This window comes from Geobacter sp. OR-1 (assembly GCF_000813145.1).
Lineage (GTDB): Bacteria > Desulfobacterota > Desulfuromonadia > Geobacterales > DSM-12255 > Geoanaerobacter.
This window is the reverse complement of sequence record NZ_BAZF01000010.1, coordinates 20,222-42,357: the sequence shown is the minus strand read 5'-3', so window position 1 is coordinate 42,357 and position 22,136 is coordinate 20,222. Positions and strand designations below refer to the sequence as shown.

Here is a 22,136-nt window from a genome sequence, read left to right as displayed (position 1 = left end):
GTTTCGTAGGGGCGAAAAGTTTGAAACCTGTAAGCCTGAAGACAAAAATGGTGCTTTACATCCTGGTGTTTTTCGTGGTCATCGCGCCCGGAATTGTCTTGCTGTCGCTCAACCATTACCGGTCATCGGTCGAGAACAGTGTGGCCGATCAGCAGTTCATGCTGGTAACCAGGATTGCCGAAGAGCTTGACCAGAAGATAATCTTCTCTCAGGAGGCCTTGGTAAGCGCTTCTAGGCGGATAAATCCGAGGATAATCTCGGATCCCCTCAAGGCCGAGGAGTTCCTGTTCAACAACCTGTCCCTGATATCGATTTTCGATAACGGGGTTTTCCTGTTCGGCTCCGACGGCAGGCTGATTGCCGAGACAACCCAGAGGCCCGGCCGCACCGGTATGGATTTCTCCTACCGGGAATACATGAAGAGAACGATTGCCACCGGGAAACCGGTAATTTCCTCACCGTTTATCTCCTCGATGCCCCACCATCATCCCGCGATAATGTTTACCGTGCCGATCTTCGGTGACCAGGGCGGGTTACAGGCCATTTTCGGCGGCAGTATCGACCTGATGAAGCCGAATTTTCTCGGGCTGCTGTCCCGAGCAAAGATCGGCACTGACGGGTATTTTGTCCTTACCACTGCTGACCGGACGGTAATCATGCATCCGGAGCAGGGCCGGATCATGGCGAGCTTTCCCGTCGGTCGAAATCCGCTGTACGACAAGGCAATCAATGGGTTTGAAGGTGCCGGGGAGACGGTAACCGCTGCCGGGGTTCACTCCATAAGCGCCTTCAAGAGGCTCAAGACCGTAGAGTGGCTAATGTCGGCAAACTATCCGGAAAACGAGGCCCTGGCGCCGATTCACGAGGCTAATTGTTTTGCCTGGGTTATTGTTTTTCTTGGCGGGATCATGACGGTCTCCGTATTCTGGGTGGTAATGAAGCAGTTGATTGCACCACTTATCTCATTTACCGACCAGATCAGGATGATTCACTCAAACGAGGATCATGACCGACAGGTTGAAGTCGCGACCAATGACGAGATCAGGGAGCTGGCCACGGTGTTCAACGGGCTCATGGCCGGTCTGGATGAGAAGGAGAAAAGGCTCCGGGAAGTGAACGAAGCGCTGGAAACCCGCGTTGCCGAGCGTACCGCTCAACTTGAAGAAACCAACATGATACTGCAGAACGAGATCAGGAACCGCATCGAAGCCCAGGAAGAGATTGTCTGTCTTAACGAAGACCTCAATCGCCGGGCGCTCTCGCTTGAGACCATAAACAGGGAACTGGAAAGCTTCAGCTATTCGGTTTCACACGATCTGCGCGCTCCGGTCCGCCATATCAAGAGCTTTATAAATATATTGATGACGGACCATGCGGAAAAGCTCGACACGGAGGCCGAACTGCTTCTGAGGAGAATTTCGGACGCCAGCGGAAAGCTGGAGGTGCTGATAAATGAGATATTGAACCTTTCCAAGGTTTCCCGGGCCGAGATCAAGCATCTTCCGGTCAACTTGTCTGCCCTGGCTGCTGAGATTGCCGGACTCCTGAAAGAGACCGAACCGTTAAGGGCTGTCAGTTTTGATATCCAGGACAATGTGGTTGTGACCGGCGACCCGGCATTGATGCATATGGTTATGCAGAATCTGATGGAAAATGCCTGGAAATACAGCGCCAAAACCGCTCAAGCAGTCATCCGGTTCGGTGCGGTGGAGCACGGCAACGAAACGGTCTGCTTCGTCAAAGACAACGGCATCGGCTTTGATATGGCCAATGCGGAAAAGATGTTCGGGGTATTCCAACGGCTGCACGACTCCAGCCAGTACGAGGGGACAGGGATCGGTCTGGCCACCGTGCAGCGGATCATCCACCGCCACGGCGGCAGGGTATGGGCCGAAGCGGTAGAGGGAGAAGGCGCCACCTTTTTCTTTACGGTCGGCTGATAGGTTATCTTTCCAATGGCAAGCAAAAAGCTTCAGCTGCAAGGGCATGCAAAACCTGAGGAATGAAGCGTAGCTGTAAGCTACGTTGCAGTGACGAAGGATTTGCGTAACGCAGCAGATGGACTTTTGGCGCCGCCATCATTCCCCTTTGCATCTCGGTTTCCCCTCTGCTAGAATCCCTCCGCCATGAAGATCAGACGTATCGAGATAATCGGCTTCAAATCCTTTGTTGACCGGACCGTCCTTGATTTCCCCGACGGGGTCACGGCCGTGGTGGGGCCCAATGGCTGCGGCAAGTCCAATGTGGTGGACGCCATCCGCTGGGTCATGGGGGAGCAGTCCGCCAAGAACCTGCGCGGCCGCGCCATGGAGGACATCATCTTTGCCGGCAGTGAAACCCGCCGCTCCCTGGGAATGGCTGAGGTATCGCTGGTATTCTCCACCGAAGACGGCCGGGTTCCGGCCAAATACCTGGATTACAGCGAAATCCAGGTTACCCGCAGACTCTATCGCGACGGCGACAGCGAATACCTGCTGAACAAGACCCCGTGCCGGCTCCTCGACATCAATGAGCTGTTCATGGATACCGGCGTCGGGGCCAGGGCGTATTCGATCATCGAACAGGGCCGGATCGGCATGATCCTGATGGCAAAGCCTGAAGAACGGCGCTTCCTGATCGAGGAGGCCGCCGGCGTCACCAAATTCAAGTCGCGCAAGCAGGTTGCGCTGAAAAAGATCGAAAGCACTCGGCAGAACCTGCTCCGGATCGGCGACGTGGTCAGCGAGATCAAGCGCCAGCTCGGCTCCCTGCAGCGGCAGGCGAAAAAGGCCGAGCGGTTCAAGGCGTTGCGCGAAGAACTGCGCAGCATTGAGGTTTCTTTTGCGGTCCGCAGCCATCACGAGATCAGCGCCACGGTCGCCCGGTTGGAAGGGGAGCGCTCCAGGGGCGCCGACAATCTCTCCGCACTTGCCGGGCAGCTCTCCGGGGCCGAGACCAGCCTGGAGCAGCAGCGCTTAAATATCCTGGAAGAAGAGCGTGCCCTGGCATCCGCCCAGGAGGAGATCTTCCGGATCAAGTCCGATGCCCAGGGGTGTGTCAACCGGCTTGATTTCCAGCGCAAGGAGCTGGAAAACGGCGAGCGTCGCAAGGTCAAGTCCGTTGAGGAACTGGCCGAACTAAACACCCGGCAGACCGAGGCGGTGGCCGAGGCGAAATCATTGGAGGAGCAGTACGGCGCCCTCCTGGTCGAAGAAAAGGGGGAAGAAGAGCTGCTTTCTTCCCGCTCTGCGGCGCTGGAACTGCTCGTGGCGGAAGAGCGGGAACTTGTCCGGAGACAGGAGGGCGACCGTCAGGAGCTGATCGCTATCCTGAACCGGCTCTCCCAGTTCAATAACCGGTACGGTGAGGCGGATCGCCGCCTGACAAGGCTTAGCGAACGGATCGAGCGGAGCGTCCGCGAAGGTGTGGAGCTCAATGCCCGCCTCGCATCGGCTTCCGGCCGGGTGTCGGAGCTGCGCATTACCTGCAATGCCGCCGCAGGGCAGAAAAAGGAACTGGCCAGGTCCGCCGAAGAGTTTGCCTCCCTGGGGGCTGCCCTGGTGAGCAGTCTCAGGTCAATGGAGGAGGAGCTGCAGTCGGTAAGGGAAGAACTCAGCTCTGCCAGGTCGCGCCTGGCATCGCTTAATGAGCTTGAGGCTCAGTTTGCCGGTTACGGCCAGGGTGTCCGGACCATCATGAAGGCAGAACCCTTCAAAGGGCGCTTTCACGGCCTGGTTGCGGACCTGGTCGAGACCGATCCCGAATACGAGGCTGCTGTTGAGGCACTGCTCGGTGAGCGTCTCCAGTATGTCGTCTGCCGGGACGAAGCTGATGCCCTGACTGCAGTAAACCATCTGGTTCACCAATCAGGCGGAAAATGCAGTTTCATTACCCCGGGGTGGGGAGCGGTCGCTGCCGATGCTCCCCCTGAGCCGGCAGAGCCGATTCTGGGCCTGGTGCGGATCGCCCCGGACCTGAGAGCGCTGGTTGAGCCGCTTCTGGCAGATTCCTATCTTGCCGCTGATCTCTCAGCGGCCCTTGCCCTTAGCCGGCGTCATCCAAGGCTGTCGTTTGTCACTAGAACCGGAGAGCTCATCTCCATGGGCGGCATTGTCACCGGCGGGGCCGCCGAGGGTGGCGGAGAGGGGTTTATTCATACCAAGCGTGAGATCCGGGAACTGACCGTTTTGGTTGCCAGTCTCGGTGAAAAGGTTGCCGGTCTCGAAGTAGCCAGAGGGGACCTGAAGGAGCAGCTGACCGGTGCCGAGGATGCGCTCCGTAAAACCAGGCAGGATCTGCACCAGTCCGAAGTCAGGCTGGTCGCACTGGAGAAGGATCTGCTGCGGGCGGAGGAAGAGGTTCAGCGGATCGAGGAGCGGATCGAGATAAAAGGGGTAGAGGACGAGCAGCTGACCGAGGAGAAGCTGGCGCTGGAAAAGGAGCGGGCCGATGCCGACGCCGGCCGCCGTGAGCTTGAGAATGACAAGAACCGGCGCGAGGGTGAATCCGCGACCATTCAGGGAGACCTGTCAACCAGGCGCAAGGAGATCGAATTGCTGCGCGAAGGGGTGACCCGAATCAAGGTACTGGTTGCCACCCTGCAGGAGAAGCGCGAGGCAAACCGGCGGTCATTGAAGCGGGTCGAAGCTTTGCTTGCGGATATCAGCGTGAGAATGGCGACCGTCAGCGATGATCAGGAAAAGGGCGTTGCGGACCAGGAACGTTTAAGGCTCGAAATAACTGCAGGGGAAGCGGCTCTCAAGCTTCTACTGGAGCAGCAGTCGGCGGCAGAGGCTGCCCACGCCGGGCTGCGCGACCGGTTCGAGTCCCAATCCGCAATTCTCCAGGAAAAAGAGACCGAGCTGAAAGCACTCCGCGAGCGGCTCGGCAATGAGCGTGATGCTGCCACTGAGCACCAGCTAAAGATCGCCGAGCTCTCCATGCAACTCCGGCATCTGGAATCATCGATGCAGGAGCGGTATCGGATCGACCTAGCGGCGTTGCCACCGGTTGATCCGGAGGCCGAATTCGACGAACCGGCAATGCGCAACCGCCAGGGGGAGCTGCAGCGCCAGGTAGACGAACTCGGCGAGGTCAACCTGATGGCAATCGACGAGTACCGCGAACTCGACGAGCGGCACACCTTTCTTTCCGAGCAGAAGGGGGATCTTGAAGATTCGCTGCAGGAGCTGCAGAAGGCAATCCAGAGGATCAACCGGACCACCCGCAAGCGGTTTCTGGAGACCTTCCAGCTGGTGAACGAAAAGTTCCGGGAGGTCTTCCCCCGGCTGTTCTGCGGCGGTCAGGCCGAACTGCGGCTGACCAACGAAGAAGACCTGTTGGAGACCGGGATCGAGATCATTGTCCAGCCGCCGGGCAAAAAGCTGCAGAACGTCTCGCTCCTTTCGGGCGGTGAAAAGGCGCTCACCGCCGTGGCGCTGATCTTCTCCATCTTCCTGGTCAAGCCGTCGCCGTTCTGCCTGCTCGACGAGGTTGATGCGCCTCTCGACGACGCCAACATCGGCCGGTTCAACGACATGATCAGGGAGATGACCGCCTTTTCCCAGTTCATCCTCATCACCCATTCCAAGACCACCATGGCGGTCGCCGACACCCTCTACGGCGTCACCATGGAAGAGCCGGGGGTCTCCAAGGTCGTTTCGGTACGGTTGCAGTAGAGGTGAGAAGAATTATTGATGATCCGGAGGTGAACCAATGTTGACAGCTGTCCATGGCCCGGCAGGGGAGTTGATGGTAGATGACGGTGGGACCGGCGGTTTACCGGTTCTGTTTGTCCATCCTTTATGCGGCAACGCGACGTACTGGTCTGCACAACTTGAGCATTTGCGGCAAACGAGACGGGCGGCGGCGTTGGATCTCCGCGGTCATGGCCGGTCTCAGGCGCCTTCTGATAACGATTATTCCCTGGACTCGCTGTCTGCGGATATCGATGCTGTTGTTGACAGTATCGGCTTGGACAGGTTTGTCCTGGTGGGGCACAGCATTGGCGGCTCCGTTGTCCTTGACTATGCCGGCCTGCGACCGCAGCGGGTTAGCGGGCTGCTGCTGGTAGACGCCACGGCCGATGTCCGGCAGCTTCCCTTAGAGCAGAAGCTGGAATTTACGACGGTGCTGGAATCCGAGGGATGTCACCGGTTCATTGAAAATTTCTGGGAGCAGTTCCTGGATGGGTCGTCACCGCTGGTCAGGGAACGGGTTCTGACGGACATGCATCGTGCGCCTAGGGAGCTGATCGCCGGTATGATCGGGACTGTGCTCAAGTTCAATCCTTTGCCCCCCCTTGCCAGCTATAAAGGACCAAAGTTTGCCGTGGTCATGCCGACCAATGATACGCCTCTCAGCCTGCACAACCTTGTATCCGATCTGCCGCATGTTACAATAAGCGGAACCGGGCACTGGCTGCAGATGGACAGCCCGGCGGAATTAAACCGGGTGCTGGACAGCTTTCTCGATACGGTTGAAAAGGCGTGAAAAACAGACATCAGGTCTGATAGCGCTGCCACAGTGACTCCATTGCGACTGGAGCCTGTTGATGGGATACGAACAGACAGCTCTCAACAAGATTACCAGACCGGACATAACCGGTATTTTGCCTAGGGAACGTCTGTTTACCCAGATGGACGGCGCCTGCTTGCGGCCAATCCTGTGGGTTAATGCTCCGGGGGGATCCGGGAAAACAACCCTGATCTCCAGCTACCTGGAGTCGCGCGGACTCCCCAGTCTTTGGTACCAGGTAGACCAGGGTGATGCCGATATCGCCTCGTTTTTCTATTACATGGGGCTGGCATCGAAAAAGGTCTCTCCCGGAAACCGAAAACCGCTCCCCCTCCTTACCCCGGAACATTGCAGCACTATTCCAATCTTTTCCCGTAGATATTTTGAAAACCTGTTCACTCGTCTCCCCCGCCCGTTTGCGCTCGTCTTCGACAACTACCAGGATGTCGACTCTCCTCAATTTCACGATGTCATATATGCCGGTCTGGAAGCCATACCCAACGGGATATCTTTCATTATAATCAGCAGAGAGAGCTTGCCGCTCCGTTTTACCCGTTTGCAGGCCAACAGCAGGATCGAATTGCTGGGATGGGAAGATATCCGTTTTACACAGGCAGAAGTCTCTGAATTGATCAGACAGAAGAAACCTGAAGGGTTATCCCGGCAGTCCTTGACAGACCTGAGCCGGAAGGCCGAAGGGTGGGTCGCGGGATTGCTGCTCATCCTGGAACATGCCGGTAAAGGCGGGTCGGACTTGGGAATGGAGGGGGCGTGGACACCTGAGGGCGTTTTCAATTATTTCGGCGCTGAAGTGTTCAGCCTGATGGATGATGAGCGCCGGGAGTTACTGCTCACTACCGCCTTTCTGCCGTACATGACCGTGCCGTTGGCGGAGAAGCTCACTGGAAACGGCCGGGTCGGCAGGTTTCTCGCCGACATGACCCGGAGCCATTACTTCACTTCCCGACACCCTGCCCGCGAGACGGTTTACCAGTATCACCAGCTGTTCCGGGAGTTTCTCCTGAATCAGAGTGAAGAAGAGTACGGCCGGCACGAAACCGTGCGGATCAGGTCCCGAGCGGCAAAGCTTCTTGAAGAGTCAGGCGATTTCAACAGTGCCGCGGAATTGTACGGCAAGGTCGAGGACTGGCAGTCACTGACATCCCTGATCTGTTGCCGATCCCAGGCGTTTATGAAGCAGGGGCGTAGCGAAACTGTGCGCGAATGGCTGGCTCTTATTCCCCTTGAAATTCGGATAGCCAGCGCCGATCTCCTCTACTGGCATGGGGCCGCTCTCGCGAATACAAACCCATGGGAAAGCCTGGACCTCTTCAGGAAGGCTCTTAACTTATACCGGAGCAATGGGGACCGGCCCGGAATGTTTCTCGCATGGTCTGCCGCTGCCGATACCAACTTCTATACCGCCGAATACAGCGTCCAGAGAGAATGGTACGAACTTCTCCGCGGTATACTCGCTGCTGATCCGTCGTTTCCCTCACCCGAGGTCGAGACACAGGTAATCTTAAGTACCTTCAACGTTATGTCGTACTCCATGGCCGATCATCCGGAGATCGGCTGCTGGTATGAGCGCGCCTACGCTACCGTCCTGAATGAAAAGTCGGTGCCCATCAATCAGCGGTTGATGACCGGTGTCAAGTTGAGGGTTTATAGCATTTGGAAGGGTGATTTCGCGCGAGCCGGGATCATGCATGATTTCTTGGGCAGGCTCTCGCGCAGCGACGGGGTTTCGGACTTGGTCAGGCAGGCGATCTACTCGGGGAGTGTCCTGTTCTGTTTCGTAACCGGACGGTGTGCCGAGGGGATCAGGATTGCCGAGGAGGCCGAAGCTCACCGGCACCAGTGCGGCATCTCCGTCATTATCTCCCAGACCCTTGCCCATGCCTTTTCCTGTGCCTTGAGCAACAACGACACTGCTGCAATAGAGGTGTTGCAGGAGCGTCTCGCACGACAATTCAATGACATGCGGCATCTCGATGTTGTCGTGTACCGACTCGGCCTTGCCTGGCAATCGATGATAAGGGGAGAGTATGCCCTGCCGCTTCAGCATGCTGAATTGGTGCTTGCCCTGACCCGCAAGATAGGGTTCCTCTCTGCAGAGGCAATTGCCCACTCGGTTGTAGCCGAGGTCCTGGCCGAACTGGGCGAAACCGACAAGGCATTGCAGGAGCTTTCCAAAGGGTATGAACTGGCGGAAAGGCTCGGTAGCGACCTCATGCGATTCTTCTGCCTGCTGGTAGAAGCCCGGATTGCCTTTGGCGCGCTTGACGATGAGACAGGGTTGACGGCGCTGCAACGGGCATTCACTCTCGGGCGGTTGCATGGGTTTGCCAACAAGTTCTGGTGGCGGCCGGCCGTCATGGCTGATCTTTGCGCCAGGGCGCTGGAAGCTGGAATCGAACCGGAGTATCTCCGCTGGCTGATCCGTTTCCGGGGGCTTACCGATTATCCCCCTTCCGAGTCGTTTGAAGAGTGGCCCTGGTCGGTCAGCATCTATACCCTGGGTCGTTTCGAACTGCATCTGAACGGAGAGCCGTGCCGATTCCATGGCAAGATTCAGAAAAAACCGCTGGAGATGCTGAAAGCGCTTGTGGCTCTGAACGGTGGGGAAGCCCATGAGGGGCAGATAGCCGACCTTCTCTGGCCTGAGTCGGATGGCGACACGGCAAGGAGTTCGGTCAAGGTCACACTGTTCCGACTGCGCGAACTTCTCGGCAACGACAGTGCCGTCCAGATACGGGAAGGGCGGATCTCACTGGATCGGCGGTTGGTGTGGGCAGATGCGTGGTCCTTCGACAAGCTGCTGCAAAGCGCCCAGCTAACCAGCGGGCAGGAGGAGTCAGAGGCAGTCTCCCGGATCAAAAAGGCCCTTGACTTGTACCGCGGCCAGTTCCTTCCGGATGAAGGTGACAAGCCCTGGGCCTTTTCCCATCGAACTCGCTTGAAGAGCCGCTTTATCCTCAACACGGTTGCCGTCGTCAACCTGCTGAAGCGGAAGGGGATGCTTGCCGAGGCGATTGATTGCCTGCTCAAAGGGGTGGAGATTGATGAAATCTCGGAGGAGCTCTACCAGAACCTGATCGAGTGCTACCTTAGCGCTGATCTGCGTGGCGAGGCAGTCGCCATCTATCGCCGCTGCAGAACAACCTTTGCCATGCATGGGCTCTCCCCTTCCCCCAAAACCGAATCCCTTTACCGAACTGCGATCTCCTGATCAAACAAACTCACGATTAAATCCCCACATTTTTTAATACACCGTTATTTTTCCCTGCATACGTAACCGATATGTAACCGCCTCTCTGGTACTCTCCGAACAAAATCTGCAAAAACAGCAATTAGTGACGTATCAGGAGTGACTGTCATGAGCCGTACGGCATTGATCGTAGACGATGCACTGTTCATCCGCAGCCTGTTGCGAAGTATTCTGGAGATGAGTGGCTACACCGTAGTTGCCGAAGCAGCAGACGGAGGCGAGGCGGTCGAAAAATACCGCGAGCATGCTCCGGACGTGACGATCATGGACATTGTGATGCCGCTGAAAAATGGCATCACGGCATCAATAGAGATCCTCTCGCACGACGAAAAGGCGAATATTGTCATCTGCAGTAGTTACGGCAGCGAAGAGGAGCTGAAAAACGCGGCCCTGATGTCGGGGGCCAAGGGAGTGATCACAAAACCGTTTACTGCGGAAAAGGTTCGGGAGGTGGTGGATGGCGTGCTGGCAGAAGCCAGTCCGCCGTTGATAACAGAGCAGGTGGCACCACTTCCGTAATATGCCGGCGCCGGTTCCCCTTTCTTCCGGCGTCGGCATATCATACAGATTGGCAGTTAATCCGGAAAAATTGAGAATCCGCAATTATGAAGTAACACCGGAGGAGTATATGAACATGCAGTTTAAATCCGGCAGGGTTTGGGCCGGCATCCTGGGAATCACCCTAATGTGCTTTTCAACAGTGACTGGCTATGCAGAAGAAGGGAAGCTCAACAACAAGCCGTTCAGCTACTTCGGGGCGGGTAACGAATTTATCGAATTCGAGGAGCATGTCTCCGTTGGGGGGCAGAATCTCAAGCTGGAAGCCAACTTCAGCAACCCGGTCCAGCGTTCCGGTGGGTATATTCCGCTCTTCAAGGAACATGGCCTCTATATCGTTACCTCGGCAACGCTCAGCTCGAACTCCGCAGGGGAGAGCTGGGACTATCCCGGCATCGGGACGATCCAGACCGATGATTCCAAGATCTCCTGGAACGAACTGAATGTCGCTGTTGCCCGCCACCTGTCGCCGGGCCATCATCTCACATTCGGGTTCGACTATTACACCATGCGGTTTACCCGCTTCAATTTCCACTCCGCCCCTGGTACCGACGCCTTCAACACGCTGATCGGCCAGAACAACAAAGATGCCAACGGTACGCCGAACCCTTACACAACGTACACAAACTGGGTAAACAGCGGCAAGAACGGCGCCGACTTCCCCGGTCTCCGGCCGGAGGCCAACCTCTCCACCGTAATCGAGGATTTCAGCTGTCTCACCACCATGCTCGGCTACCGCTACGACACCTTCTTCTCCAACCCGAACACTACCTGGCGTTTCGCCGGGGGCGTGCGGGTCGGGCTGCCGCTCTACTACAATATCGAGAACAGCCAGCTCCCCAACACGGAATTCACCTCTTACTTGGATTCAGGGTACGACTTCGGCGCCGATGGTGAGGTCGCCTGGAATTTCAGCAAGGACTTTGCCCTGGTAGGGCGGGTGGATTACAACCACAAGCACCGCAACCAGATACGGTCCGGCAATTCGCTCATCCCGGAAAACCGGGTGATATCGATCCAGTCAACGCTGGCCCTGAACTGGGCATTTTAACCTTATCGAGAAAAGGAGGGTGTCATGGGAACTGTAGAGTACCTTAAGCAAAGAGGGGTATGGAGGCTGGTGACCCTGCTGGTCTGTCTCCTGCCTGTGGTTCTGCTCTGGGGGTGCGGCGGCGGATCCTCTGGAGGGGCACAGACAAGTGGCAATAACTTCAGCATCACCGGGGCGATAACGTTCCCTGCCGGGAATGCGGCCGGCAAGGCGGTGGCGGCTGCCACAACTACGCCGACGGTGGAGGTGAGGGACCTGAACGGTGCCCTCAAGGCTACAGTGACCGCAACCGGAGCAGGCACCGGTGCCAACCCGTACCGCTACACCGTAACCGGCCTGGCCAAGGGGGACTATGTGGTGAGGGCAGTGAACGGTGCCCAGGTACTGCGGGGGTTGGTAGATCAGGGGTCGCTTTCGACAACGACTACCAAGGATATTGGTGCCGTTGCTGCTACCGCAGTCATTGTTGTCGAGAAAAAGATCGGTCTAACTCCGGGCACTCTCGGCGCAGCCGGCAACAGTGCTACAGCAGCCCAGATTGCCGCCCTGCAGCCCGCAACGCTGGATACTGCGATAAATACCGCATTGGCCGATGCTGCGGCAGGGACAGCTGACAGTGGTCAGGTCGCCCTGGCAAACCTGACCAATATCGTTACCGCCGCCGTCTCTACCAACGTCGACCCGTCAGCGTTCGTAGCCGGCACCTCCACGACCACCACGAGTGTCTCTGCTCCACAGTACGCTGTTGGTTCCGGAACAGCGACTACGACCACGGTAACCGCGACCAGTGCGGGCACAATAGCCAATAATGCGAAGAGCGCCGTAACCGCCGACATCGCCATTGCTCAGGGAGTCTATAACGGTACCTACACCGGCACCGACTCAGGTACCTTCACTATAGCAGTTGACGCCACCGGCAATGTTCAGGGGACTTCCAACACAAATTCCTCCATCACCGGCACGATTACACTTGGTGGCCCCGACGGACTTACGTTCGTCTTCTCCGGCACTGTGAATGGCACTAACACTATTTCCGGCATATATAACCCGGCAACAAAGATCATGAGCGGCACCTGGAACGATCCCAACGACGGCTCCCACGGCACATTCACTGTATCGTTCGCGACGACGACACCAGTCTCCTATACTGCCACTGTGTACGACTATTCCGGGGCCAGCGGCATTCCCGCCGGCGGTGTTACCGTCACGACGATCGGTCTAGCGCCGCAGATCAGCACGACGACCAATACTGCCGGCTCGTTCACACTGGCCAACATCCCTTCAGGCATCAGGTTTTACATCAAGCTTTCCAAGTCCGGCTACGCGGACAGTTATTCCGGGTATATGAACTACAACGCCAACACTGACACCTCGACTCGTCCGTATGCATTGTGGCAGCCGGCAACTCTCAGCGCCTGGGGCAATACCGCCGGCAAGGGGATTATCAGGAGCCGCGTGGTCGAGAGTACAAACCAGGATACCGGCTACATCAGCGGTGCTGTCGTTACCGCCACTGACGGAAACGGGACCTCCTATCCGGTAAACTACCTCGACAGCAGCGACAACATCATCAGTGGCGCTGCCGCAACGGACGCGACAGGCAAGTACCTGGTACTCAATGTCCCGGCCGGCAGAATAGTCAATGTGACCGCAACGAAGTCGGGCTATACCTTCAACACTCGCACTTTCGTGGTTTATGCTGATTCCGTAAGTCAGCAGAGGGTCGTCGGTACTTCTTCAGGGCCGCCATCCACGGGTACCCCGCCGGCAACCCTGGCAGGAAAGACATGGGTCAGCAATATTGCTACTACCCCAACTTTTGTTACTTTCATCGATGCTACGAACTATCTGCATATCCAGACTTCTGTGTCACCAGGCGATACAAGTATTCAACCCGGGGTTGAGCAGGGGACATATTCCTATGACCCACAGACCGGAAATTTCAAGGTCACCGCTGTTACCATCGACACGAATTTGCATGCTGGGTTATCCGACTCTCTCGGCAAGAACCCGGCCGGCAAGGTGCTTGTGAACGGTTCGACGTATACCTTTACGGATGCAACGGATGGTTCGGTTCGCACCTTGACGCTCCTCAGTGGCACGCCCGGAACGCCGCTCGGTGCCTGGGGTGGTCTGGACCCCAGTACCGGCGGTATTGTGGAAATTGTTTTCGTTGATAACCAACATGTCGTAATTGCCCAGACAAAGGGGGATGCAACCGGGCAGGCCGGCTTTGAGTGGGCAACCTACACCCTGGATTCCGCTTCAGGGGCATTTACAACGAACGTGTTGACGGATACCAACGGGGAATGGGGCTTTTCTCACGTTTTTAACCAGAAGATTACGGTATCCGCAGACGGCAATACCGCCACCTACACTGCCACAGATACGGGAAAGACGGTTCCGTCCACCCGGACGGTTCCGCGTATTAAGTAGAGCTGTCAGTCGGCACAAAAGCCCTGCGGACAATGTTTCGCAGGGCTTTTGGTTATGAGATGCAATGCAGCTAGACTGCTTTTCAAGTGTGTAGTGCCTTTGGTTGTTTTTTTAGAATCTTTTAGGACCTTAGCAGACTTGGCATGGAAGTCTGCAACAACTTCCAAGGAGACTTTTTGAAGTGTCGTTATGAGTCCTTAAAAGCGAGGAATTATGATTACAGGCACCATCCGCAGAGTCGGCTACTACCCGGACTGCATTCCCAAACTGATCATCAGGATCAACAAAGGTGAGCCTCACCGGCTCGATAATAGTTTGAACGGGCGTGTCCCGATACGAATGGAGATCAACGGTTCAATCTATGAAGCCGGACTGAGATCGACTCCGGGGATGGTATATCTCATGGTCTGCACGGATCTTCATGACCTTGAGGGGAGACCTGCACGGCTTTCGGAACTGCTTCTGGAGCAGGGACTCTGCGCCAATCAGAAAGTCTCGCTGCAACTCAATGCCGACCGCAACACCCTGACCCTTCTGGATGGCCGTGGGATAATGTGAAAATCTAACGCAAATGGAACGCTGTTTGGCAAAGCTCTTGCTAAAATGTCCTTCAAGGCTCCTTCCTATACAGACCTGACTCTCCAGTGAAGCCTGCAGGAAAGTTCGCCGGGTCAAGAAGTCGAAGTAACCACCGGTTATTTCACGAGTTCAGTGCGGATTCACGTAACTCGGTGTAAGCTTTTTGCGCAGATGAACCATGATTAATATTTTAAAATTGGGTTATTTTCGGGTGGCCTAGATGAAAAGCAACATGGTTAAAGTCAACATGAGAGGACCAGGGGTTGCCATGCCGGGCATAACCGTTCGGCCGGTTTTCGCGCTTTCGTATGCATATCATAACCATACACGGAGGTATCAACAATGATGACCCAGATGACAAGATTTGCCCTGACGCTGGCGCTTTTAATGGCGCTCTGTGGGTCGGCGCTCGCCGCCAGTATCCCCACCACCCTGAGTTACCAGGGGACCATGGTCGACAAGTCCGGCCAGCCAGTCACTGACACCAAGAGTATTGTGTTCAACCTCTACAGCGTTGCGACCGAAGGGATCGCATTCTGGACCGAAACCCAGACCATCGCCATTACCAACGGCAAGTTCACTGCCCAACTGGGCGCCAACGTGGCCAATCCCCTGGATCTGGAGAAATTCGGCGGCGATACCTGGCTGGGGCTGACCATCAACGGCGAACCGGAGATGACCCCTCGGGAGAAGATGACCAGCGTGCCGTATGCCTTCAACGGCGTACCTCGCGGTGTTATAACCATGTGGAGCGGCTCAACCACCAACTTCCCACAAGGGTGGTGGCTCTGCGATGGCACCCATGGCACCCCCAACCTGATGGATAAGTTTATTGTTGCTGCGGGAAACAGCTATACAGTGGGAGCTACGGGTGGTTCAGCAACGGGGACAGTGAACCTTGAGCATCAGCATCCAATGCCACATGCTCATGATCTTAAGAACCATACTCATAAAGGTTATGGCGACGATGGAGGTGACTTACGAGCGGCAATAGGTGCAGGCATCGGGCGAATAGATATTATCGCGTACCAAGCTGTAGATCCAATAAACCCTAATACCCAAGCTTATCCAGGGGATGCAACATATTACTCAGTTGGTTCTTCATCAGGTTTATCAATGGGTTTTAGTCATTTTACACCAGTCTATGGTCTCACTTCAGGACCAAGTACAAATGCGACTAGTGGTTCTAATGCTCCCAATACCAGCAATGCAGGTTCCACTGCTCAGGACATCCGCCCCCCATACTACGCCCTTGCCTACATCATGAAACTGTAACGGCCTCTTGACGCCGGAAAGGAGGCCATTATGCGAACTATCATACAAATACTCCTCTGCGGAGCCTTGCTGCTTCTAACTGCACTCCCTGCAGTTGCCGGGCCGGTGGCGTTCGGTAGCATGTCCAGCGCCACTGTGCGGGTCTCAAGCTCCATAACCGTTACCGACGGTGCGGTCATGACCAGCCCGAGTGTCGATGTGCTCGATTCGACCCTGTCCGTCTATGGCGACGGCCAGAGCCAGCTGGTCCAGTATTCAATCCTGACCACGACGACCGGCAACGGAACCATCAGCTGTCCGCCGTTCGTCGAGCACGGCTTTGCGACCGACTGTACGGTTACGCCGGTCAGCGGCAACCGGATCAATGCCGTTTCCGGCTGCGGCGGCAGCCTGACCGGGAACATCTTCACCACCGGCATCATCACTGCCGACTGCACGATCACGGCCGCATTCAACCTGGATCTCCCGCCAATTGCCGCCACAACTCCGACTACCATCGACTTCGGCAATTTCCTCATGGGGGATGCGGCGGCGAATAGCATCTTCACAATCACCAACAGCGGCATCGGCAACCCGCTGACCGTCACCGGCTTCTCCCTCTCCGGCCTGACGCCGGAGGCGTTCAGTTACTCCGGCGGCGGGGCCAACCCATGTCCTGGAACGCCGTTCAGCCTGAACGCCGGGGTGAGCTGCACCATGAGCGTCAGCTTCAGCCCTGTCACTACAGGGCAGAAGAGCGCAAGCCTCCAGATCGCCAGCAATGACCCGGTAACGCCGCTTTACAGCCTGCCGCTCTCAGGCGCTGCGGTGAACCAGTACCAGACCCTGTCCCTTGCCATCAGCGGAACCGGCAGCGGCTCGGTCGCCTTTTCCACCGGTCCCTCCTGCAACACCAACTGCGACCAGGGTATCCTGCACTCCACAACCGTAACCCTCACCCCGACTGCCAATACAGGGTCTAGCTTCATCGGCTGGAGCGGCTGCGACTCCATCAGCAACAACGTCTGCAGCGTTACCATGACCAGCGGCCGGAGCGTCACGGCCACCTTTGCCCTTGACGCCGCAGCCGGCAGCTTCGCCTGGAATGTCGTCGGGCTGTCCGGAGCCACGGTCAATGCCTTGGTTGTCAACCCGGTCTCCAGTTCCATCCTCTACGCCGCCACCAATGCCGGGGTTTACAAGAGCGACGACAGCGGCACCACCTGGAACCTGATGGGGCTGGCATCGAGCAAGGTCAATGCCCTGGCGATCAACCCGGCGACTCCGGCCATAGTCTACGCCGGCACCGATGCGGGGATTTTCAAAACCGTAAATTCAGGCACCAACTGGACAGCCCAAGGCTTGGCAACCGCCAAGGTGCAGGCGCTGGCAATCGACCCGGTGACCCCGGCAACGATCTACGCCGGCACCGACACCGGTATTTCAAAGAGTACGGATTCTGCCGGGAGCTGGGGCCAGCTCAATCTGGGTGCTTCTGTGTCAGTGCTTTCTCTGGCAATTGATCCAGTCAGTTCATCTACTGTTTATGCCGGCAGCACCGCAGGTATGTCATACCAAACAACTAACGGCGGCTTAACGTGGGGTGGAGTGTATTTTGCCAAACATCTGGAGAGATTTTACGCAGGTTCTTATTGCACGCAGTATTGCTATGACGGCTATGGAGGCTCTTACTGTTGCGGTACCTATCAAGACAACTACACATATCGGTATGTTGCCGACCAGGTGCTTTCCCTCGCGATTGATCCGGTGAATCCGACAATCATTGTGGCCGGTTCCTCCAGAATGCTCTACAAATCAACCAATGCCGGGATAACCTGGCTTGAGATGTCGCTAACTCGGAGCATCAGCGCTCTTGCCATGGATAGCACCAACCCGGCTACAATTTTTGCCGCTGCTTCAGACGGAGTATTCAAGACCACCGATGGCGGCGCTACCTGGGGAGCGGTCAACAGCGGCCTGACAACTCTTGGCACCAAGGCGCTCGCCTTTGACCCGGCAGGCTACAAGACGATCTATGCAGGAACTGCCGGAGGTGGCGTATTCAAGGCGAGCTTTGCCTCCACCATTGCCCTGTCCCCGTCGTCACTGGCCTTCGGCACAGTGGCGACCAACTCCATCTCAAACAACCAGAGCGTGACCATCAACAACCCGAGCACTGCAGAACTGGTGGTGGCAGCTGTAAGACTCGGCGGTGCTAATAGTGCTGAGTTCAGCGTTACCGAAGGGAGCTGCAGCAGCCTCTCTCCGACCATCCCCCCTGGCAGCAGTTGCAGCGTCAACATCACCTTCACCCCAACCAACGTTGGAAGCAAGTCTGCAACCCTGCTGGTGGATTCAAACGCCAGCAATGCGCCGACCGCCAGCGTATCATTGAGCGGCAGCGCCTATGATCCGCCGCCGTTCGGTTTCATAACCATCAATAGCGGGACAACCTATGCGACGAGCAGGGATGTTCCCCTGGCCCTAAATGCGCTTGATAACAGCGGCACTGTAGCTGACATGCGTTTCTCCAACGACAACAGCGCATGGAGTGAATGGGAACTCTACGCTACGAGCAAAGCCTGGCAACTGACAGCGCTCGGCGGCGACGGCAGCAAGACGGTATTCGTCCAGTTCCGCGATGCAGCAGGCAATGCCTCTGGGAGCTTTGCCGACACCGTTATTCTCGATACCACGGCTCCGGTCGTTACCATCACCTCAAAACCTGCGGCGCTCTATGCCTCGAAGAACGGCTCCATAACCTTCTCCGGCAGCGAGGCGGCTACCTTCTTCTGCAGTCTGGACGGGGCAGTGGCAACTACCTGCACCAGCCCGTGGAACTTCGCCGGCATCGGCGACGGCAGTCATACACTGGCTGTTTATGCGGTTGATATTGCGGGTCTGACCGGCGCAACAGTATCCCACACCTGGACGGTCGATACCTCTCCGCCGGACAGCACCATAACCGGCAAACCGGCAAACCCGACCAACCAGACCGGCGGCAGCTTCTCCTTCAGCGCCAGCGAGGAAGGGAGCATCTTTCAATGCAGCCTTGACAATGCTGCATGGAGTGTCTGCACCGCTCCGTTTACCTTCAGTGGCCTGGCCGACGCTAGCCATAACTTCAAGGTACGGGCGACAGACCCGGCAGGCAACCTGGGGCAACCGGCCAGCTACATCTGGACGGTAAACACCAGCACTCAGCAGAATGTTAAGATAGAAAACCTGGGGAGCTACTTCGCCACCTTGAACGAGGCGTTCGGAGCATTCACTTCCGGAACTCCGGCATTGGTGAAGGGGCGCGACATGGAGTACGTTGAGGAGATAAACCTGAACAGATGTGGCGAGACCGTTACCTTCGAAGGTGGGTATGATGCGGCATTTGCCACAAAAACCGGCCAGGCGAGCGTGAAAGGTTCGATTGTCATCACCTGTGGAACGATGATTGTGGATGGGATTGTCGTAAAGTAGAAGAGGAGGCAAACGAAGCCAAACCCTTCAAATTTTATTGTGTGAAATTAGTCATGTCAAACTTGATTTCCGCAGGTTTACGCCGAGTGATACTTGTGGAGGATCACCTGTAACCGGTGGGGGTTACCTGCTACGGCTTGTGAAGGTTCGGGATTGCTTTGTGACTTCCCACTCTGCCACCGGACCGGTTACAATGCGGAACAACGGGTGTGCTTCCAGGCAGGAAACAGGCTCCAATTTGGTGAGCCACGCCGGGGCACGGACCAGAAGTTTTGCCTTGAGGTGCGACCACTCGTATTCGAGTTGTCCACGAGTGACCAGAATAGGTTCGACGCTGCAGATTGGGGATATTTTCGTTACGTCGAAGCGGTAACCCCGCAGGGTAGCTTCTGCATGAACGGCGCGCAAATAGGAGGCGATCGATTCTACGGGTGATGGCGAATTACGGAAGCGAATCAGCTGGGGATGGTGGGTGTAACCGGACGTCTTTCCTCTGAGAACCGCATGTGCCAGCAACGCCTCACGCCAGAGCGCGACAAGACCGCGAGCGTCCAGATATTTAGGATGCAGTGTCCAAAGTCGCATAACCCGGTTCTTTCATTGGCCCTTGCGTTTCAACCAATCCGAGAATTGGGCTAACTCATCTGAATCGTCATAAGAATCAGACAGACAACCCTCGCTGCTGGTCTTGCCGCGGTATGGATCGCAAACCTGGTCATGCTCCTTGAGCAGCCATTTGGGGACTTCCTCAGGGAAAAGAGAGAGTTGACCATGGTCTTTTCCGTTCTTGCCTCGTTTTGACACGTCTGTTTCTCCTGGCGATCAATTATCCATCTCCAGAGCGTTTTTGACAAGATAGAATATTGTGCACGCCCGACCCGGATGACCCCGATCGGGCGCTTCTGTTTCCGTTACAGAAATGTCGTTCAAGGTTGCATAATTATCTGAAATCGGTACAATGCACCCCTGATTTTTATTGCGGGGGTACTATTAAGTGCCTTTCAAAACAATACTGCAGGAGCTTGTCGATGCCGTGCCCGGTGCCACCGGCGCCATTCTGGCGGACTGGGAAGGGGAGGCGGTGGAGCAGTACTGCCATTTCGACGAGTTTGAGATGAAAGTGATCGGCGCTCACAAGGGGATAATCCTGAACCGCCTGCGTGAACTTCATGATGCTCTGCCGGTCGGAGAGGTTGAAGACCTGATGATAGCTGCCGGCAGCCAGCGCCACCTGGTTGCCCCGGTGGGGCCTGACTATTTTCTGGTCATGACGATGGCTCGTTCGTCGTTACCGGCATTGGCGCAACGGATGGCCAGGCTGGCGGTGGATCGGCTCAAGAAGGAGATATGCTGAGATGTCGGAGGAAAACAAGGGATTTTTCAAGGGGTTGTGGGGTAAACTGACCGGCGCTGAAGCAGCGCCGGAGCTTGTAGCGGATGAGCCGAGTAAAAGCGTGGTCCAGGAGGAGCCTGTATCTGCCCCGGTAAGTGGGGTGGCTGCAACTGCCGCCATTCAGGAGCCCCAGCCCAAGCCGAGCCTGTTTCAACGGCTGAAGCAGGGGCTTGCCCGCACTCATGAAGGCTTGGTGGCGCGGATCGACACCCTGCTGCTCGGCAAAAAGGAGATTGATGCCGATACCCTTGAGGAACTCGAGGAGATCCTGATCACAGCAGATATCGGTGTCCCGACCACCGTGGAACTGATCCGTACCCTGGAGGTCAAGCTTGGCCGGAACGAGTTGCAGGATGGCGCGGCCCTGAAAAAGGCGTTGCAGGAGGAGATCCGGTCCAGGCTGGAAAAATATTCCGCACCATTGGAGGTAACGGCTGTCAAACCATTCGTTATCATGGTCATCGGGGTCAACGGGGTCGGCAAGACGACGACCATCGGCAAACTGGCCAGCCGGTATGTTGCCGACGGGAAAAAGGTGCTGCTTGCTGCCGGCGACACCTTTCGGGCCGCGGCTGCCGAGCAGCTGGAAGAGTGGGGCAGGCGTGCCGGGGTGGATGTAATCCGCCACCAGGCCGGTGCCGACCCGTCTGCCGTGGTGTTTGACGGTTGCAAGGCTGCCGTTGCCCGTGGCTGCGACATCCTTATCGTGGATACTGCCGGCCGGCTGCACACCAAGGTCAACCTGATGGAAGAGATGAAGAAGATCCGAAGGGTAATGGGCCGGGAGGTTGCCGGTGCTCCCCACGAGACCCTGCTCGTACTCGATGCCGCGACCGGGCAGAATGCGATGTCGCAGGCCCGGCTCTTCAAGGAGGCGGCGGAGGTGTCCGGTGTTGTGCTGACAAAGCTTGACGGCACTGCAAAAGGCGGCATAGTTGTGGCAGTAAGCAACGAGTTCCAGCTGCCGATCCGGTTCATCGGCATCGGCGAGCAGGCCGAGGACCTCCGTCCTTTTGAACCGGAGCAGTTTGTTTCAGCGTTGTTTGATTAAGATAACTATAAGAGACGCCTTGACTTTTGCGGGGTTGTTCGTTAGAATCAAAACCCGTTAAGGGGTCTGTCGTGGATAATGAGCTTATCTTGGCTCTGGAAGGGCGAATCGAGGTTCTGCTGGAAAGCTATGCCTCGATGAAAATGGAAAATCTCCGGCTTGCCGAAGAGAATGCCAAGCTTAAATCGGATCGCGATACGGTCAGGTCCCGTGTGGACGGACTCCTGAAAAAGCTTGAGAATATCTGATGTCTCAGGTTCTTTCGCATCGAGTGACCATAATGGGTCGGGAGTTTGTTGTCAAAAGCCCGGCATCTCCGGAAAAGGTCGCCGAGATTGAACAGTTTTTGAATGCCCGGCTGAATGGGGTTGCCAAAGGTGTGGCTGTCGGAGATATCCAGGCTGTTGTAAGCCTTGCCCTTCTTAATCTTGCCGGCGAGTATCTGTCGCTTAAGGATGACTGGAGCCGCAGGGAGCAGGAAAGTTCGGAACGGCTTGCCGGTTTGATCCGCAGGATGGATGGCAGTCAGTTGTAAGCTTAACGGTCTCTCACGGGAGATTTTATATATGAGTAAAAT

16 protein-coding genes are annotated in these 22,136 nt (G+C 56.5%); 14 read left to right on the top strand and 2 right to left on the bottom strand.

The window, feature by feature from the left end; all coding sequences use genetic code 11:
* Positions 1-20: 20 nt before the first annotated feature.
* The 10 genes from OR1_RS20855 to OR1_RS11560 all read left to right on the top strand — a co-directional run bounded on the left by OR1_RS20855 (position 21) and on the right by OR1_RS11560 (position 19,115).
* Complete coding sequence (locus OR1_RS20855; protein WP_052440406.1) at positions 21-1,940, top strand: sensor histidine kinase; 1,920 nt, start codon at positions 21-23, stop codon at positions 1,938-1,940.
* A 186-nt stretch (positions 1,941-2,126) separates the two neighbouring features.
* Positions 2,127-5,657: a chromosome segregation protein SMC gene (gene smc / locus OR1_RS11600; protein ID WP_041972033.1), complete on the top strand. Its 3,531-nt coding sequence runs from the start codon at positions 2,127-2,129 to the stop codon at positions 5,655-5,657.
* Positions 5,658-5,694: 37 nt separating this feature from the next.
* A complete protein-coding gene (locus OR1_RS11595) occupies positions 5,695-6,471 on the top strand; it encodes an alpha/beta fold hydrolase (RefSeq protein WP_041972032.1) in 777 nt (258 codons plus the stop codon).
* A gap of 61 nt (positions 6,472-6,532) precedes the next feature.
* Complete coding sequence (locus tag OR1_RS11590) at positions 6,533-9,727, top strand: BTAD domain-containing putative transcriptional regulator (protein ID WP_041972031.1); 3,195 nt, start codon at positions 6,533-6,535, stop codon at positions 9,725-9,727.
* A gap of 147 nt (positions 9,728-9,874) precedes the next feature.
* Entirely contained in the window at positions 9,875-10,285 is a 411-nt protein-coding gene (locus OR1_RS11585) for a response regulator (protein ID WP_041972030.1), read from the top strand.
* A 109-nt stretch (positions 10,286-10,394) separates the two neighbouring features.
* Positions 10,395-11,375 (top strand): hypothetical protein, encoded by a 981-nt coding sequence (locus OR1_RS11580; protein WP_152609875.1) that lies wholly within the window; start codon positions 10,395-10,397, stop codon positions 11,373-11,375.
* Between the two features lie 24 nt (positions 11,376-11,399).
* A complete protein-coding gene (locus OR1_RS11575; protein WP_041972028.1) occupies positions 11,400-13,811 on the top strand; it encodes a hypothetical protein in 2,412 nt (803 codons plus the stop codon).
* Between the two features lie 213 nt (positions 13,812-14,024).
* Positions 14,025-14,369 carry a hypothetical protein gene (locus OR1_RS11570; RefSeq protein WP_041972027.1) on the top strand — a complete coding sequence of 115 codons (345 nt, stop codon included), beginning with the start codon at positions 14,025-14,027 and terminating at the stop codon, positions 14,367-14,369.
* 363 nt (positions 14,370-14,732) lie between these two features.
* On the top strand, positions 14,733-15,665 hold the full coding sequence (locus tag OR1_RS20850; RefSeq protein WP_052440405.1) for a hypothetical protein: 933 nt from the start codon (positions 14,733-14,735) through the stop codon (positions 15,663-15,665).
* A 30-nt stretch (positions 15,666-15,695) separates the two neighbouring features.
* Positions 15,696-19,115 carry a choice-of-anchor D domain-containing protein gene (locus OR1_RS11560; RefSeq protein ID WP_041972026.1) on the top strand — a complete coding sequence of 1,140 codons (3,420 nt, stop codon included), beginning with the start codon at positions 15,696-15,698 and terminating at the stop codon, positions 19,113-19,115.
* Positions 19,116-19,238: 123 nt separating this feature from the next.
* On the opposite strand, the gene OR1_RS11555 is transcribed toward OR1_RS11560, so the two are convergent.
* A complete protein-coding gene (locus OR1_RS11555) occupies positions 19,239-19,700 on the bottom strand; it encodes a pyrimidine dimer DNA glycosylase/endonuclease V (protein ID WP_041972025.1) in 462 nt (153 codons plus the stop codon).
* 12 nt (positions 19,701-19,712) lie between these two features.
* Complete coding sequence (locus OR1_RS11550) at positions 19,713-19,919, bottom strand: hypothetical protein (RefSeq protein WP_041972024.1); 207 nt, start codon at positions 19,917-19,919, stop codon at positions 19,713-19,715.
* A 190-nt stretch (positions 19,920-20,109) separates the two neighbouring features.
* Between OR1_RS11550 and OR1_RS11545 the strand changes: the two genes are divergently transcribed.
* The 4 genes from OR1_RS11545 (at position 20,110) to OR1_RS11530 (ending at position 22,094) form a co-directional block, all read left to right on the top strand.
* The gene (locus OR1_RS11545; protein ID WP_041972023.1) at positions 20,110-20,469 is read left to right on the top strand and encodes a roadblock/LC7 domain-containing protein; all 360 of its coding nucleotides are present in this window, start codon (positions 20,110-20,112) and stop codon (positions 20,467-20,469) included.
* Between the two features lies 1 nt (position 20,470).
* Entirely contained in the window at positions 20,471-21,559 is a 1,089-nt protein-coding gene (gene ftsY / locus OR1_RS11540; RefSeq protein WP_041972022.1) for a signal recognition particle-docking protein FtsY, read from the top strand.
* A 71-nt stretch (positions 21,560-21,630) separates the two neighbouring features.
* Positions 21,631-21,807, top strand: a complete 177-nt coding sequence (locus tag OR1_RS11535; protein WP_041972021.1) for a cell division protein ZapB — start codon at positions 21,631-21,633, stop codon at positions 21,805-21,807.
* The gene (locus OR1_RS11530; protein WP_041972020.1) at positions 21,807-22,094 is read left to right on the top strand and encodes a cell division protein ZapA; all 288 of its coding nucleotides are present in this window, start codon (positions 21,807-21,809) and stop codon (positions 22,092-22,094) included. Before OR1_RS11535 ends, OR1_RS11530 begins: the two co-directional genes overlap by 1 nt.
* The last annotated feature ends 42 nt before the right edge of the window (positions 22,095-22,136 follow it).